This is a genomic window from Sphingomonas sp. 77B, assembly GCF_056497825.1.
Genome location: NZ_JBWMBY010000001.1, coordinates 2,299,712 through 2,315,627, shown reverse-complemented (window position 1 = coordinate 2,315,627; position 15,916 = coordinate 2,299,712). Strand labels below are relative to the sequence as shown.

At 67.2% G+C, this 15,916-nt stretch carries 16 protein-coding genes; 8 read left to right on the top strand and 8 right to left on the bottom strand.

All coding sequences use genetic code 11. The features are described from left to right. Positions 1–25: 25 nt before the first annotated feature. A complete protein-coding gene (locus AC1GI4_RS10915) occupies positions 26–2,338 on the bottom strand; it encodes a DNA translocase FtsK (RefSeq protein WP_479629511.1) in 2,313 nt (770 codons plus the stop codon). Positions 2,339–2,465: 127 nt separating this feature from the next. On the opposite strand from AC1GI4_RS10915, the gene AC1GI4_RS10910 reads away from it, so the two are divergent. Both AC1GI4_RS10910 and AC1GI4_RS10905 read left to right on the top strand, forming a co-directional pair. After that, the gene (locus AC1GI4_RS10910; RefSeq protein ID WP_479629510.1) at positions 2,466–3,680 is read left to right on the top strand and encodes a UbiH/UbiF/VisC/COQ6 family ubiquinone biosynthesis hydroxylase; all 1,215 of its coding nucleotides are present in this window, start codon (positions 2,466–2,468) and stop codon (positions 3,678–3,680) included. Between the two features lie 286 nt (positions 3,681–3,966). Continuing rightward, entirely contained in the window at positions 3,967–4,449 is a 483-nt protein-coding gene (locus AC1GI4_RS10905) for an MAPEG family protein (RefSeq protein ID WP_479629509.1), read from the top strand. Positions 4,450–4,576: 127 nt separating this feature from the next. Here AC1GI4_RS10905 and AC1GI4_RS10900 read toward each other — a convergent pair whose 3' ends face one another. The 4 genes from AC1GI4_RS10900 to gltX all read right to left on the bottom strand — a co-directional run bounded on the left by AC1GI4_RS10900 (position 4,577) and on the right by gltX (position 7,660). After that, positions 4,577–4,744 carry a Trm112 family protein gene (locus AC1GI4_RS10900; RefSeq protein WP_479629508.1) on the bottom strand — a complete coding sequence of 56 codons (168 nt, stop codon included), beginning with the start codon at positions 4,742–4,744 and terminating at the stop codon, positions 4,577–4,579. Beyond that, positions 4,741–5,346: an LON peptidase substrate-binding domain-containing protein gene (locus AC1GI4_RS10895; protein ID WP_294275150.1), complete on the bottom strand. Its 606-nt coding sequence runs from the start codon at positions 5,344–5,346 to the stop codon at positions 4,741–4,743. Before AC1GI4_RS10895 ends, AC1GI4_RS10900 begins: the two co-directional genes overlap by 4 nt. A 4-nt stretch (positions 5,347–5,350) precedes the next feature. Continuing rightward, on the bottom strand, positions 5,351–6,247 hold the full coding sequence (locus AC1GI4_RS10890) for a tetratricopeptide repeat protein (RefSeq protein WP_479630392.1): 897 nt from the start codon (positions 6,245–6,247) through the stop codon (positions 5,351–5,353). A gap of 87 nt (positions 6,248–6,334) precedes the next feature. Beyond that, entirely contained in the window at positions 6,335–7,660 is a 1,326-nt protein-coding gene (gltX, locus tag AC1GI4_RS10885) for a glutamate--tRNA ligase (RefSeq protein ID WP_479629507.1), read from the bottom strand. Between the two features lie 98 nt (positions 7,661–7,758). On the opposite strand from gltX, the gene AC1GI4_RS10880 reads away from it, so the two are divergent. Further along, the gene (locus AC1GI4_RS10880; protein WP_058744857.1) at positions 7,759–8,694 is read left to right on the top strand and encodes a ribose-phosphate pyrophosphokinase; all 936 of its coding nucleotides are present in this window, start codon (positions 7,759–7,761) and stop codon (positions 8,692–8,694) included. 191 nt (positions 8,695–8,885) lie between these two features. Here AC1GI4_RS10880 and AC1GI4_RS10875 read toward each other — a convergent pair whose 3' ends face one another. Together AC1GI4_RS10875 and AC1GI4_RS10870 are read right to left on the bottom strand one after the other, a co-directional pair. Further along, positions 8,886–9,218 carry a PilZ domain-containing protein gene (locus tag AC1GI4_RS10875; protein WP_294275152.1) on the bottom strand — a complete coding sequence of 111 codons (333 nt, stop codon included), beginning with the start codon at positions 9,216–9,218 and terminating at the stop codon, positions 8,886–8,888. Positions 9,219–9,244: 26 nt separating this feature from the next. Next, positions 9,245–9,784, bottom strand: coding sequence for a sterol desaturase family protein (locus AC1GI4_RS10870; RefSeq protein WP_294275153.1), 540 nt, complete (start codon positions 9,782–9,784; stop codon positions 9,245–9,247). 195 nt (positions 9,785–9,979) lie between these two features. On the opposite strand from AC1GI4_RS10870, the gene sucC reads away from it, so the two are divergent. From sucC to AC1GI4_RS10845, 5 genes are all read left to right on the top strand, one after another. Next, positions 9,980–11,179 carry an ADP-forming succinate--CoA ligase subunit beta gene (sucC, locus tag AC1GI4_RS10865; RefSeq protein WP_294275154.1) on the top strand — a complete coding sequence of 400 codons (1,200 nt, stop codon included), beginning with the start codon at positions 9,980–9,982 and terminating at the stop codon, positions 11,177–11,179. 152 nt (positions 11,180–11,331) lie between these two features. Beyond that, the gene (locus AC1GI4_RS10860) at positions 11,332–12,081 is read left to right on the top strand and encodes an electron transfer flavoprotein subunit beta/FixA family protein (protein ID WP_479629506.1); all 750 of its coding nucleotides are present in this window, start codon (positions 11,332–11,334) and stop codon (positions 12,079–12,081) included. Continuing rightward, complete coding sequence (locus AC1GI4_RS10855; protein WP_479629505.1) at positions 12,078–13,007, top strand: electron transfer flavoprotein subunit alpha/FixB family protein; 930 nt, start codon at positions 12,078–12,080, stop codon at positions 13,005–13,007. The genes AC1GI4_RS10860 and AC1GI4_RS10855 overlap by 4 nt, the downstream gene beginning before the upstream one ends. A 158-nt stretch (positions 13,008–13,165) precedes the next feature. Beyond that, positions 13,166–13,465, top strand: coding sequence for an acylphosphatase (locus tag AC1GI4_RS10850; RefSeq protein WP_479629504.1), 300 nt, complete (start codon positions 13,166–13,168; stop codon positions 13,463–13,465). Then, a complete protein-coding gene (locus AC1GI4_RS10845) occupies positions 13,459–14,682 on the top strand; it encodes a dipeptidase (RefSeq protein WP_479629503.1) in 1,224 nt (407 codons plus the stop codon). The genes AC1GI4_RS10850 and AC1GI4_RS10845 overlap by 7 nt, the downstream gene beginning before the upstream one ends. Here the strand turns inward: AC1GI4_RS10845 and AC1GI4_RS10840 are convergent. After that, the gene (locus AC1GI4_RS10840; protein WP_479629502.1) at positions 14,636–15,835 is read right to left on the bottom strand and encodes an MFS transporter; all 1,200 of its coding nucleotides are present in this window, start codon (positions 15,833–15,835) and stop codon (positions 14,636–14,638) included. The two genes, AC1GI4_RS10845 and AC1GI4_RS10840, sit on opposite strands and share 47 nt — an antisense overlap. Between the last annotated feature and the right edge of the window lie 81 nt (positions 15,836–15,916).

The window sequence follows — 15,916 nt, the reverse complement described above, 5'->3', positions numbered from 1 at the left end:
CGAAGGCCAAGCCCGACGCTCGCCCTTAAATCGGATGCCCCTCGGTATCGCGCAGCACCTCGCGCCGTCCGACATGGTCCGGGCGGCCGACGATGCCGTCGGTTTCCATCCGCTCGATCAGCCTAGCCGCCGAATTGTAGCCGATCCGCAACTGCCGCTGGAGCCAGGAGGTCGAGGCCTTCTGGCTCTCGCACACCAGCTGGATCGCGGCGCGGTACTGCTGATCCTCGGCCGAATCCTCGCCGGTCGGCGCGCCGTCGAGCGCAAAGCTTTCGGCTGGTTCCTCGGTGACCGAGGAGATATAGTCGGGCTGTCCCTGCGCGCGCCAGTGATCGGCGACGCGGTGCACCTCGTCATCCGAGACGAAGGGGCCGTGGACGCGCACGATCCCCTTCCCGCCGGGCATGTAGAGCATGTCGCCACGCCCCAGCAGCTGTTCGGCCCCCTGCTCACCCAGGATGGTGCGCGAGTCGATCTTCGAGGTGACGTGGAAGCTGATGCGCGTCGGCAGGTTCGCCTTGATGACGCCGGTGATGACGTCGACCGACGGCCGCTGCGTCGCCATGATGAGGTGGATGCCCGCCGCACGCGCCTTTTGCGCCAGCCGCTGGATCAGGAATTCGACCTCCTTGCCCGCCGTCATCATCAGGTCGGCCAGCTCGTCGACGATCACGACGATCTGCGGCAGCGGTTCGTATTCGAGCTTTTCCTCCTCATAGACCGGCTGGCCGGTCTCGGGGTGATAGCCGGTCTGGACCTTCCGCCCCAGGGGCTGGCCCTTCGCCTTGGCCGCCCTCACCTTGTCGTTAAAGCTGGCGAGACTGCGCACGCCGACTGAGGACATTTGGCGATAGCGGTCCTCCATCGTCTCGACCGCCCATTTCAGCGCGCGAACCGCCTTGGCCGGATCGGTGACGACCGGCGAGAGGAGATGCGGAATGTCGTCATACATCGACAGTTCCAGCATCTTGGGGTCGATCATAATCATCCGGCACTGCTCGGGCGTCAGCCGGTAGAGCAGCGACAGGATCATGCCGTTGAGGCCCACCGACTTGCCCGAACCCGTCGTACCCGCGACCAGCAGATGGGGCATGGGCGCAAGGTCGGCGACCACCGAGTCGCCCGCGATATTCTTGCCCAGGATGATGGGGAGCTGCGCGGCCTGATCGGCGAAGCTCTGCGACGCAACGAGTTCGTGAAGCGACACCATCTCGCGCTTGGGATTGGGCAGTTCGATGCCGATGACGTTGCGCCCCGGAATCACCGCGACGCGCGCCGAGATGGCCGACATGTTGCGCGCGATATCGTCGGCCAGCGCGATGACGCGATTGGCCTTGATGCCCGGCGCGGGCTCCAGTTCGTACATGGTCACGACCGGGCCGGGGCGCACCTCGACGATCGAGCCCTGGACGCGGAAATCGTCGAGGACATTCTCCAGCAGGCGCGCATTGCGCTCCAGCGCGGCCTTGTCGATCTGCCCGGCGGGCGAGGGTGGCGCGGGCGTCAGCAGATCGAGGCCGGGCAGCTGATAGGGTGCGTCGCGGTCGGCGGCGGTCTTCGGTTTGGCGGGGGCGGGCGCGATCTGGCGGTCGGCGATGACCGGCGCGGGGCGATCCTCACGCACCGGCACCGCCTTGCGCGCCAAGGTCAGCGGCTCTTCGTCCTCGTCTTCGACGTAGAGCGCCTCGTCCTCGTCGTCCCAGGGCAGCCCCTCGCCATCCTCGCTCACCGCACGACGGCGACGCAGCCGCGCCAGGCCCCGCTCGGCGATGTCGAGTTCCAGGCTGCGGCCCCAGATCAGCGCACCGCCCAGCCCGAAGGCCAGTCCGATCGCCACCGATCCCCAGGTGACGACCGCCGCCTGCCCCGAAAATTCCAGCGCCCAGCGGACCAGCCCCGCCACCGACAGCCCGATCACGCCGCCCCATCCGGCGGGCAGCGCGAGCACCGCCGAGTCGGACACGAAGGATAGGGCACAGGCCATCAGCGCGACGCCGAGCACCGCCTGGCGCAGCATCTTCACCCAGCGGCCCGCCGGACGATCACGCCACAGCCGGGTCGCGATGATCGGCCCGACGGGAAGGATCAGCGCGACGGCGGGTCCGAACAGGGTCAACGCAATATCCGCGATCCATGCGCCGGGATGCCCCATCCAGTTGGCCGGGGCCGCGCCCGAGGCGGTGTTGAGCGCCGGATCGCTCGCCCGGTAGCTGGCGAGCGCCAATACCAGCATCAGCGTCACGGCAAACAGGATGAGCGCGGCGACCAGCGCACCGCTGCGCACCGCCCCCGCCTTCACCGTCTCGCGCCATAAAACCGGCTGCGCGCGGCTGGCCATGGATCGTGTCCTTCAGGAATGTCCGAAAATATGGGAAAATTCATCGCCCCTGACAGTTGCTACGTCAAGGCGCGAGGGGGTGATCCCCGCATTGTTAGGCAGCCTGCGAAGGGCTAGGAGCATTCCCATGGATAGCGATGTCATCATCCTCGGCGGCGGTCTGGTCGGCGCGACCCTGGGCGTCGGTCTGGCCGCGCACGGCCTTTCCTCGATCATCATCGATCCCGCCGATCCGGCGGTGGTCCTGGCCCCCGGCTTCGACGGACGCGCCTCGGCCGTCGCTTCGGCCAGCTGGCGGATGCTCGACGCGATCGGAATCGGTGCGAAGCTGGCGGGCAAGGGCTGCGAGATCCGGCATATCCGGGTCAGCGACGGGCTGGAGCCGGGCAAGCTCGATTTCATCCCCGACGCCGATGACGGCGCGCTGGGCACGATGTTCGAGAACAAGCTGCTGCGCCGCGCGATTCATGAGACGGCGAACGAGGCCGAACTGGTCGACCTGCGCATGCAGACCCGCGCGACGCATGTCGAACGTGGCCCCGCGGGCGTCACCGCGACCTTAAGCGACGGCAGCACCGTCCGTGCGCCCCTGCTGGTCGCCGCCGAAGGCCGCCAGTCGCCGACCCGCGACGCGGCGGGAATCAAGGTCGCGCGCTGGTCCTATGACCACAAGGCGATCATCAGCGCCTTCCACCACGAGGCGAGCCACGAGAATATCGCGTTCGAGATCTTCTATCCCACCGGCCCCTTCGCCCTCCTGCCCCTGCCCGATGACGAGATCGGGCATCGCTCGGCGATCGTCTGGTCGGTGTCGGGGCGTGACGGCGATGCGATGCTCAAACTGTCCGACCGCGCCTTCCTGGCCGAGGTGGAGAAGAGCATGGGCGGGTTCCTGGGCAAGCTGTCCCACGCCTCGCCACGCTCGGCCTATCCGCTGGGCTTCCACCGCGCCGCGACGATGACGGGCGAGCGGCTGGTGCTGGTCGGCGACTCGGCGCATGGCATCCATCCGATCGCGGGCCAGGGCGTAAACCTGGGCTATCGCGACGTCGCCGCGCTGGTCGAGGTGCTGGTCGAGGGCAAGCGCACCGGCCTGGACCTGGGCGATGCTGCGCTCCTCCAGCGTTATCAGCAGTGGCGCGGGCTCGACACGCTGATGGTGTCGGTCGCGACCGACAGCTTCAACCGCATCTTCAGCGTGCCCGGCAAGACCGCCAGCGCGATCCGGCGGCTGGGCATCACCGCGATCGATCATATCCCGCCGCTGAAGAACCGCTTCATGGCGGAGGCGCGCGGTGAAACGGGGCAGCTGCCCCGGTTGCTGCAAGGCGTCATGGTGTAAGTCGGAGAGGCTGGTCCGAAGAGTACCTGCCCTCCCCCACCCCCTCCCGCCTGCGGGAGGGGCGTGACATGAGGCGCGCATAGGGCCAGCCAAGAAGCGCTCCCCTCCCGCAGGCGGGAGGGGATGGGGGAGGGGAAGCCCCAGGCGACACGCACACGATGACAATTTGCGGATCCCCAAAGCCCTGTCCGGCGTTTCCGCTGCCATGATCCCTGGGCCTCATCATCCCACGCGCTCCACCCGTCCCCCCATTCGCGACAGCCGCCAGACCGGCGTCATACGAGGCATGATCGCCGCGTTGGCGATCGTAATGTTCACGCTCCTGCTCGGCTGGAGCGTCGGACACACGCTATCCCCCACCGACCGGGTCTTGCGCGCGGTGGCCGCGTCGACGGTGGCCGCCCTGTGGCTGGCGGCGGCAATCGGCCATGTCGCAACACTGCGCTTCGCCTCGCCCGCCGACATCGACGCGGCGGCGAGCGGTAGTGCCGATTCGCCGCGAGTCGCCATCGCGAACGCGGTACTCCGGAACACGCTGGAGCAGGTGGTGCTGGCAATCCCGGCCTATCTGGCGCTCGCCTGGGTGGTGGAAGGGTCGGGGGCGATGATCCCCTTGCTCGCCGCGCTGTTTTCGGTCGGGCGGACCTTGTTCTGGGCAAACTACGCGCACGGCGCGGCCGCGCGGGCGTTCGGCTTTGCCCTCACCTTCTATTCCAGCGTCGCGGCGCTGGTCATCGTGTTGGTGGCGTTGGTCGGAAGGCTCATCTGATCCTCCCCGGCACGGGGAGGTGGCAGGCCGCAGGCCTGACGGAGGGGGGCTTCTGTACAGGACGTCCTTTGCGGCACGCCCCTCCACCATGCTGCGCATGGTCCCCCTCCCCGCGAGCGGGGAGGATTTAAAGTTCGCGCGCTTCCTCGACCAGCATCACCGGCACGCCGTCGCGAATCGGATAGGCCAGCCCGGCCGCCTGCGACACCAGCTCTTGCGCAGCCTCGTCATAGCGCAACGGGGTCCGCGTCACCGGGCAGACCAGGCGTTCGAGCAGCCACGGGTCCAGACTCATTGCAACGTCACCCGATCCTCGCCGTCATGGCGACCGAAAAACTGCATCAGCTGGATGATGAGTTCGGCGCGCTGTTCCAGGTCGGGTGCCTCCAGCAGCGCCTGCTTGGCCGCCACGTCGAACGGCGCGATCTGGGCGATGCCGTTGACCAGGCTCTCGTCGTCCAGCCGCCCGACCGCATCCCAGTCGACCGCATAGCCCTGCAAGTCGGCGAAGCGCCGCGATTCCTGCTCCAGCGAGGCGCGGCGGCCGAGCGACAGCAGATCCTCGTCGATCACCGGCAGCAATTCGGCCTCGACCTGGCGGAACGGCGTCGTCACCTCCAGCTCACGGACGATGCGGAACAGCGATACGCCCTCCAGCACAAGGTTGTAGCGGCCATCCTCCATCGCCTCGACCTCGGCGATGCGGCCGACACAGCCCATCTGGTAGAGGCTGGGCGTATCGCCGTCGCCCGAGGGCTGGACCATGCCGATCCGTCGGTCGCGTGCCATCGCGTCGGAGACGAGCGCCCGGTAGCGCGGCTCGAAGATGTGCAGCGGCATCGGCATCCCGGGAAAGAGGATCGCGCCCGCCAGCGGAAAGATCGAGAGCCGCGCCATGCGCTTACCCGAACAGGATGGCGGACAGGCGCCGCCGCTGCTGCGAGACCCAGGGATCGGTCATGCCGACCACCTCGAACAGCTTGAGGAGTTGCTGCCGCGCGGCATCCTCGTTCCAGCCGCGATCGGCCGCAACGATATGGAGGAGGTTGTCCGCCGCGCCGTCGCGGTCGCCCGCGCCCATCTGCGCATTGGCCAGCGCGAAGCGCTTTTCGTGATCGTCGGGGTTGGCCGCGACCTCGGCCGCAAGACCCGCATAGTCCGCCGCCGGAGGGGCCGAACGGGCGAGCGCGATGGCGGCGATGGCCCGGTGAATGGCGGGGTCGTTCGCCAGCGCCTCGGGAAGCGCCTCTGCGGCCGCCTCGGCCTCGGCGACCTGACCGGCGGCGAGCAGTGCGCGGATATGGCCTGACAGCACGGCGGGATGCTCGGGCGCCATGTCGAGCAGCTGCTGGAAGATCGACACCGCGCGGGGCGCGTCACCGGCCTCCAGCACCTCCTCGCCCATCGCGATCAGCGGCTCCAGCTCGGCGGCCGCGTCCGCCGCCTCCGACTGGATCGGCAGTTGCTTGAGCAGCTGGTCGAGCATCGTGCGCAGCGCGCTTTCGGTGCGCGCGCTGGTCAAGTCGGCGACCAGCTGGCCCTGGAACATCGCATAGACGGTCGGGATCGAGCGGATCTGGAATTGGTTGGCGATGAACTGGTTCTTGTCGGTGTCGATCTTGGCCAGCACGACGCCCTTGTCGGCATAGGCCTCCGCCACCTTCTCCAGCGTCGGGCCCAGCGCCTTGCACGGCCCGCACCATTCCGCCCAGAAGTCCAGGATGACCAGCTTGGTCATCGACGGCTCGACGACATCGCGGCGGAAGGCGGTGACGGCTTCCTTGTCGGCGGGCGACATTCCCAACGTGGCCAAAAGACGCTCCTTTACGTGTTGCTCGGCCCTATGTGGGCGAGGCGGGGCGGTAATGAAAGGTGGCGGCGTAAATCAGCCGTTCAGCCGCGCGATCGTCCGCTCGTGCCCGATCAGCGGGAGAAGCGCCGCCATGTCCGGCCCCTGCGCACGGCCGGTCAGCGCGAGTCGCAGCGGCAGGAACAGCGTCTTGCCCTTTCGCCCGGTCGCGTCCTTCAACGCGGCGGTCAGCGCGTGCCAGGGATCACCCGCCCAGTCGATCTGGCCTGCGACCTCGGCCGCCTGCGCCAGATAGGCGCGGTCCTCCTCGGCGGGTTCGGGCGCGTCGACCGGCCCTTCGATCACCTGCCACCAGTCGGCGGCCTCCGCGACGGTGTTGAGGTTCGGGCGCACCGCCTCCCATTCCGCCGCGCCCATGCCGGTCGGCAGCCGGTCGGCGACGGCCTCATACGGCGTCTGGTGGAGGATTCGCGCGTTCAGCTGCGCCAGTTCCGCCTCGTCGAAGCGCGCGGGCGCGCGGCCGAAGCGGGCAAAGTCGAACCCGGCGATCAGCGGCGCCATGTCGGCGACCGGCTCGACCGGATCGCTGGTCCCGATCCGCGCGAGGAGCGCGCGCACCGCCTGCGGCTCGATCCCTTGTCCACGGAAGTGATCGACGCCCAACGAGCCGAGTCGCTTGGACAACTTGCCCTCATGGCCGGTCAGCAACGCGGCATGGGCAAAGCGCGGCAGCTCCGCCTCCAGCGCCTGGAACATCTGAATCTGCAGCGCGGTGTTGGAGACGTGATCCTCGCCCCGCACCACCTGGGTCACGCCCATGTCGATATCGTCGATCACGGAGGGGAGCATATAGAGCCATGTCCCGTCGGCGCGGCGGATGACGGGATCGCTCATCGTCGCGGGGTCGAAGCGCTGAGGCCCGCGCACCGCATCGTCCCATTCGATCGCTGCACCATGGTCGAGCTTGAAGCGCCAGTGCGGACGGACGCCTTCGGCCTCCAACTTGCCGCGGTCTTCCTCGGTCAGGGCTAGCGCGGCGCGGTCGTATACCGGCGGCAGGCCCCGCCCGAGTTGAATCTTGCGCTTCAGGTCGAGTTCCTGTGCGCTCTCATAAGCGGGGTACACATGGCCGCTCGCGACCAGCTCGGCAAAGCGTGTCTCGTACAGCGCGAAACGCTCGGATTGACGGACTTCGCTATCGGGGTTCAGCCCCAGCCAGGCCAAATCCGCCCGGATCGCCTCGACATAGCGCTCCTCGCTCCGCTCGGCATCGGTGTCGTCGATGCGCAGCAGGAAGCGCCCGCCGGCCTTTTGCGCATATATCCAGTTGTGCAGCGCGGTGCGGATATTGCCAACATGCAGCCGCCCGGTGGGCGAAGGAGCGAAACGGGTCACGGTCATGACCGCCGCCATAATCGGGGAATCACCTTTGCGCTATTGTGACAGCGCGATTAAGGGGGCGAGCATCACTGGGCTGTCTGCGGGGACGGGGTACAACCATGAAATTGATGACCGGCAATTCGAACCTGCCGCTGGCGAAGGCGATCTCCTCCTATCTGGAGGTGCCGCTGACCGAGGCGCTGGTGCGCCGCTTCGCCGATGAGGAAATCTTCGTCGAGATTCAGGAAAACGTCCGCGGCGAGGACGTGTTCGTGATCCAGTCGACCGGCTATCCGGTCAACGACAACCTCATGGAACTGCTCATCATGATCGACGCGCTGAAGCGTGCGTCGGCCAGCCGCATCACCGCGGTCATCCCCTATTTCGGCTATGCGCGCCAGGACCGGAAGCCCGGCCCGCGCACGCCGATCTCGGCCAAGCTGGTCGCCAACCTCATCACCGTCGCGGGCGCCGATCGCGTCCTGTCGGTCGACCTGCATGCCGGGCAGATCCAGGGATTCTTCGATATCCCGACCGACAATCTCTATGCCGCGCCGGTCATGTCGGCGGACATATTGGCGCGCTTCAAGAACGACAACCTGATGGTCGTGTCGCCCGACGTCGGCGGCGTGGTCCGCGCGCGCCAGCTCGCCAAGCGCCTCAACAACGCCCCTCTCGCCATCGTCGACAAGCGTCGCGAGCGTGCAGGCGAATCGGAGGTGATGAACATCATCGGTGACGTCGAAGGGCGCTTCTGCATCCTGATCGACGATATCGTCGACTCGGCGGGCACGCTGTGCAACGCGGCCGCCGCGCTGCGCCAAGCAGGGGCCGAGGACGTCGTCGCCTATGTAACCCACGGCGTGCTGTCGGGTGGCGCGGTGGCGCGAGTCGACGGCTCGGAACTGCGCGAGCTGGTCATCACCGACTCGATCGGCAACCACGAATCGATCAGCGGCACCGGCAAGATCCGCCACCTGCCCATCGCTCCGCTGCTGGGCGAGGCGATCAAGCGGATCGCCGACGAGACGAGCGTTTCGAGCCTGTTTGATTGATGTTTTGACGGGGCCAGCCGCGTATGTTTCGCTGGCGGCGAGCCCCCACCCCAAACCCCTCCCCCCTCCGGGAGGAGGGGCTTAGATAAGGCGTATGCCAGTTGGTCGAAGCACGCCCCTCCCGCAGGCGGGAGGGGATGGGGGAGGGCTGGACCTAGGCGAGATGCTCGCGACCACCCAGTCTAAAATTGTCAGCGATTCCCCAGGCTAACGATATGCTCGAACACCGCGGGATGAAGCGGCTTCGAGAAGGCACAGCCATATTTGAACCGATCGCGCCACGCGATCACCGCCTCCAGCGGGGCAAGACCCGGCAGGGTCAACCAGACGATCGTGCCCGGCCACAGCGTGAAGCTGGTCTCGGCGCGAAAGCCCTCGGGCGACAGGTCGACCACGTCGATCTCGAACCGGGTCTGCCCCTTGTCGCGCAGATGCGCGCGCATCCGCACCGCATGACGCAGCGAGCGACGTAGTTCCTGGCCGGGGACCGGCTCGAATGGCGGTGTGAAGACCGGTTTTTCCATAACGCTCCCCTTAAGCCACAAGAAGGTTACTTTTCCGCCAACGCCCGTTCGCGATCAACATCCGCGGCGACGCCCACGGGGCGGCGGACCCCGGCGCGCGAACGACGCTTCAACTCGGCCTTCAGGTCCTCGGGTTTTGGGGCGACCAGAAAGCCGAAGCTGACCGTGCCTTCCTTGGTTTCCACCACATGATGCAGCCGGTGCGCCTGGATGATGCGCTTCATATAATCCGACTTGGGCAGATAGCGCGTCGGCAACCTTTTATGGACGATGATGTCGTGAAAGCCGAAATAGATCGCGCCGTAAGCGGCGATCCCCGCGCCGATCCAGGTAAAGCCCGGCCACCAGCCCAGCTGCACCCCGCCCAGGATCATCACGAAGGACGGCACGGCGAAGATCGCCGCATAGAGGTCGTTCAGCTCCCAGTTGCCGGTGCGCGGGCGGTGGTGGCTTTCGTGCAGGAACCAGCCCGGCCCGTGCATGATCCAGCGGTGCGCGGCATAGGCGAACCCCTCCATGAAGATCACGGTGCCGAGAAACAGAAGAATGCCGAAAGCCCAGTTCATCGAGTCGCCATAACCCATCCGCGATGATTTTGCTTCCTATTCCGTCGGTCGCGCGGATCGAACGGTCTGACGTCGCATAAATCGCACTTGCATTGCATTTGCATTAACGCCGTTTCGGGGTGGATTTGTCCGCACGGCTGTGCTTTAGCCGCACCCAATTTCCCTAGAACCACCCGAGAGGCGGAAGGCTAGCGCATGAACATCCACGAATATCAGGCCAAGGAATTGCTCGCCAAGTTCGGCGTGCCCGTCCCCGCCGGCTTCGCCGCGATGACCGTCGAGGAAGCCGTCGAGGCATCGTCCAAGCTCCCCGGCCCGCTCTACGTCGTCAAGGCGCAGATCCATGCGGGCGGCCGCGGCAAGGGCAAGTTCAAGGAACTCGGCCCCGACGCCAAGGGCGGTGTCCGCTTGGCCAAGACCGCCGAGGAAGTCCGTGCGCACGCCACCGACATGCTGGGCAACACGCTGGTCACCATCCAGACCGGCGACGCGGGCAAGCAGGTCAACCGCCTGTACGTGACCGACGGCGTCGACATCGCGAAGGAATTCTACCTCGCGCTGCTCGTCAACCGCGCGACCGGCCGTGTCTCGATGGTCGCCTCGACCGAGGGCGGCATGGACATCGAAACCGTGGCGCATGACACGCCCGAGAAGATCCACTCGATCGACATCGACACCGCGACCGGCTTCATGCCGCATCACGGCCGCGCCGTCGCCGCCGCGCTGGAGCTGACCGGCGACCTCGCCAAGCAGGCGCAGAACGTCGCCGCCAAGCTGTACGACGCGTTCCTGGGCACCGATGCCGAGCAGATCGAGATCAACCCGCTCGCCGTCACCGAGGACGGCAAGCTGATGGTGCTCGACGCCAAGGTCGGCTTCGACGGCAACGCCATGTTCCGTCACAAGGACCTGATGGAACTGCGCGACACCACCGAAGAAGACGCGATGGAGCTGGAGGCGTCGAAGTACGACCTGGCGTACATCAAGCTCGACGGTGACATCGGCTGCATGGTCAACGGCGCCGGCCTCGCCATGGCGACGATGGACATCATCAAGCTGAACGGCATGTTCCCGGCCAACTTCCTCGACGTCGGCGGCGGCGCGAACAAGGAGAAGGTCACCGCGGCGTTCAAGATCATCCTGAGCGATCCGGCCGTGAAGGGCATCCTGGTCAACATCTTCGGCGGCATTATGCGCTGCGACATCATCGCCGACGGCATCGTCGCGGCCGCGAAGGAAGTGAACCTGCAGGTTCCGCTGGTCGTCCGCCTCGAGGGTACGAATGTCGAGAAGGGCAAGGAAATCCTCGCCAATTCGGGTCTCGCCATCGTCCCCGCCAACGATCTGGGTGACGCCGCCAAGAAGATCGTCGCCGAGGTGCAGAAGGTCGCGTAAGTCGCACCTTCGGCCCTGATGGACCGATTAAAGGGGCTCGGGCGGAAACGTCCGGGCCCCTTTCTCGTTGGTCGGGCTGAATGCTTGCGATGCACTCGCAAGGCCGCTTAAGACGGCGGCATGTTAGGCTGTTCAGCCGGGAAGGACCTGCGATGAAGATCGTCGTGCCCGTGAAGCGGGTGTTGGATTATAATGTGAAGCCGCGCGTGAAGGCGGACGGGACGGGCGTCGATCTGGCGAACGTGAAGATGTCGATGAACCCGTTCGACGAGATCGCGGTGGAAGAGGCGATCCGGCTGAAGGAGAAGGGGGCGGCTGCGGAAGTGGTCGTCGTCTCGATCGGCGAGCCGAAAGCGGCGGACACGCTTCGCACCGCACTCGCCATGGGCGCGGATCGGGCGATCCTCATCATCTCGGACCAGCCGGTCGAGCCCTTGGGCGTCGCCAAGCTGCTCGCCAAGGTGGTCGAGGAGGAACAGCCGGGTCTCGTGATCCTGGGCAAGCAGGCGATCGACGGCGACAACAACCAGACCGGCCAGATGCTGGCAGGCCTGCTTGGCTGGGCGCAGGGCACGTTCGCGTCGAAGGTCGAGATCGACGGTGAGAGCGCCAACGTCACCCGCGAGGTCGATGGCGGCCTGGAGACGGTTGCCCTCACGCTGCCTGCGATCGTCACCACCGACCTGCGCCTCAACGAGCCGCGCTATGCGTCTCTCCCCAACATCATGAAGGCCAAGTCCAAGCCGATGGCGACCAAGACCGCCGCCGACTACGGCGTCGACATCGCCCCCCGGCTGACGATCACGCACGTCGCCGAGCCCGGCAAGCGCCAGGCGGGCGTCAAGGTCGGCTCGGTCGACGAGCTGGTCGAGAAACTCAAAGCGCTGGGAGTGGCCAAGTGAAGACGCTGGTTTGGGTCGAGCATGACGGCGGGGCCGTCAAGGATGCCACGCTGGCGACCGTCACGGCGGCGTCGAAGCTGGGCGAGGTGCACCTGATCGTCGCGGGTCAGGGCGTCGATGGCGTCGCGCAGGCCGCGGCGAAAATCGCGGGCGTGGGCAAGGTCCATGTCGCCGACGATGCAGCCTACGCTAATGCGCTGGCCGAGAATGTCGCGCCGCTGATCGCTCAGCTGATGGGCCATCACGACGCGTTCCTCGCGCCGTCGACGACGACGGGCAAGAACATCGCCCCGCGTGTCGCCGCGCTCATCGACGTGATGCAGATCAGCGACATCCTGTCGGTCGAGGGACCGGACAGCTTCACCCGGCCGATCTATGCGGGCAACGCGATCGCCACGGTCAAGACCAGCGACAAGAAGCTGGTCCTGACGGTTCGCACCACCGCCTTCGAAAAGGCAGCAGCCGAGGGCGGCTCGGGTACGGTCGAGGCGGTCGCCTCTACGGGCGATGCCGCCAAGTCCCGCTTCGTCGGTGCGGAGAAGGCCGAGAGCGCGCGTCCCGAGCTGACCAGCGCCAAGATCATCGTCTCGGGCGGTCGCGCGCTGGGGTCGGAGGAGCAGTTCCACGCGCTGATCGACCCGCTCGCCGACAAGCTGGGCGCCGCCGTCGGCGCATCCCGCGCGGCGGTCGATGCGGGCTATGCCCCCAACGACTATCAGGTTGGCCAGACCGGCAAGATCGTGGCACCCGAAGTCTATGTCGCGGTCGGCATCTCAGGCGCGATCCAGCATCTGGCGGGGATGAAGGATTCGAAGGTCATCGTCGCGATCAACAAGGACGAGGATGCTCCGATCTTCCAGGTCGCCGATATCGGCCTGGTCGGCGACCTGTTCACCGTCGTGCCCGAGCTGACGAGCAAGGTCTGACCAACGATCCTCCCCGCTCGCGGGGAGGTGGCAGGCCGCAGGCCTGACGGAGGGGGCGGCCGCGAGGGACGTCCTTCGAGGAAGCCCCCCTCCACCACCGCTTCGCGGCGGTCCCCCTCCCCGTGTCGGGGAGGATTGATGCCTTCCCTTTCACGCTCATGCGCGCGACAGTCGCGGGCATGATCGGGCGTCATCTTCGCATCACCGGGCGCGTGCAGGGCGTCGGGTATCGTTACTGGTTCCTGGCCCGCGCCGAGTCGCTGGGACTGACCGGATGGGTGCGCAATCGCGCGGACGGTTCGGTCGAGGCGGTGATTCAAGGCCCCGACGCAGCCGTTACCCAGATGATCGTCGACGCCGCTGTCGGCCCGTCCACCGCTCGGGTCGATCTGGTCCTGCCGCATGACCATAAAGTCGACGCCACCCTCATCCGCTTCGAGCAGCGACCGACATGCTGATTGCGTTTCTGCTCGCCCAGGCCGCCGATCCCGCAATCTCGCGCCGAATCGATTCGGTCCTGGCGCGCGCACCGATCGTCGACGGGCATAACGACCTGCCCTGGGAATTGCGTGACTCGGATCTTCCCCCCGAATCGCCCGCGCTCACAAGCGGCACGGCCGCCCTGCCCCATCCGCTCCAGACCGACCTGCCGCGGCTGAAGCGCGGCGGGGTCGGCGGGCAATTCTGGTCGGTCTGGATTCCCGCCGATGTCACCGGCTCGCGCGCGGTCGAGATGACGCTGGAGCAGATCGACCGCGTCCATCGGCTGGTCGCGGCGCATCCCGACCGATTCGCCATGGCCCGCACCGCCGAGGATGTTCGCCGCCTGTCGCGCAGCGGCCGGATCGCCTCGCTGATCGGGGTCGAGGGCGGGCATCAGATCGACGGACGACTGTCGGTGCTGCGTCAGTACAAGGCGCTGGGCGCCGCCTATCTGACGCTCACCCATGGCCGAAGCCTGTCCTGGGCCGATTCATCGACCGATGCGCCGATCGCCAATGGGCTCAGCCCCTTTGGCCGGGCGGTGGTGGCCGAGATGAACCGGATCGGCATGATCGTCGATGTGGCGCATGTCTCCGACGCCACGATGGCGGCGGTGCTCGATAGCAGCAAAGCCCCCGTCATCGCCTCGCACTCGGACGCCCGTGCGCTGGCCGATACGCCGCGCAACATTCCCGACGCGCTGCTCCGCCGGATCGGGGCCGGTGGCGGCGTGGTGATGGTGAACTGCTACCCCGCCTTCCTGTCGAGCGACTGGCGCGCCTGGGACGCGAAGCGCACCGCCTATGCCCGGTCGATCGGTGTGCCCGCCAATGTCTATGACCCGCGCAGCCCGGCCCCGCTGATCGCCTGGGACGCCGCCAATCCGCCCCCGCGCGTGACGGCGGCGATGGTGGCCGACCATATCGAGCATATCGCCCGCGTGGCGGGACGCGGTGCGGTGGGCTTCGGAGGCGACTATGACGGGATCAACAGCACCGGGCCGGAGGGCATGACCGGCGTCGATGGCTATCCGCTGGTGCTGGCCGAACTGGTCCGGCGCGGGTGGAGCGATACGGACCTGATGGCCCTGACCCGCGGCAACATCCTGCGCGTGATGGAGCGGGTCGAGGCGGTGGCGAAAAGCCTCAGTGCGACAGTAGCGGACGACTCGATCGATCCGCTGGCGCGCTAGTCCCGCCGAAGCGCATCGCGATCAGCCAGATCGCAAACCCGCCCAGCGCCAGCCCGCAGCCGACATAGCCGGTCGAGGTCCAGCCCAGCCCGTTCGCGATCGCCAGACCACCCGCCCAGGGGCCGATCGCATTCGCGGTGTTGAACGCCGAATGGTTGAGCGCGGCGGCCAGCCCCTGCCCCTCGCCCGCCACGTCCATCAACCGGGTCTGGAGCACGGTGCCCAGCGCCCCTCCCAGCCCGATCGCAAAGACGAGCGGCAGGATTGTCCACAGGCTCTGCGCCGCCAGCGGATAGAGCGCCAGCATCGCCGCCGACCAGAGCAGCAGCCCCCCGGCGGTCGGCATCAGCGCTCGGTCGGCGAAGCGCGGCACGACGATATTCCCGATCGTCATGCCCAGCCCGAACACGGCGAGCACCAGCGGGATCATCGCCGCCGACGCGCCCGTCACCTCGGTCAGCGTCGCCGCCAGATAGGTGTAGACCGCGAACATGCCGCCAAAGCCGATCGCACCGATGGCGAGCGTCAGCCAGACCTGGCCCTTGCTCAACGCGTCCAGCTCGCGGCGGATGGTCGCGCCTTCGTCCGGCCGGTCATGCGGGGCGGCGATGGCGACCAGCGTCGCGGTCAGCAGCGCAAGGGCGGCGACGACCCCGAACACCCAGCGCCAGTTGAGCCACTGGCCCAGTATCTGCGCCAGCGGCACGCCGATGACGGTCGCCACCGTCAGCCCCAGCATGATCCGCCCGACCGCCATGGTCCGCCGGTCATCGGGGACGAGCGAGGCCGCGACCAGCGCCGCGATCCCGAAATAGGCGCCGTGCGGCAGCCCGCTGAGGAATCGGAAGACCAGCATCCAGTGATAATCGGGCGCCATCGCCGACAGGCCGTTGCCGATCGCGAACATCAGCATCAGCGCGATCAGCAGCGTGCGCCGTGCGAGCTTGGCCGACAGCACGGCGAGCAGCGGCGCGCCCACCACCACGCCCAGCGCATAGGCGCTGATGACATGCCCCGCCGTCGGCGCATCGATGCCCAGCCCGACCGCGATGTTGGGCTCCAGGCTCATCGCGGCGAACTCGGTCGTGCCGATCGCAAAGCCGCCCACCGCCAGCGCGGTATGGACGATACCGGGGGGAAATGTCCGGGCCATGGGGATATCCTTTCGCCGCCCGATATGTTGCACCGCAGCACGGAGTGCAACCATAGCCCTGCATTCGTCCACGAAATCAAA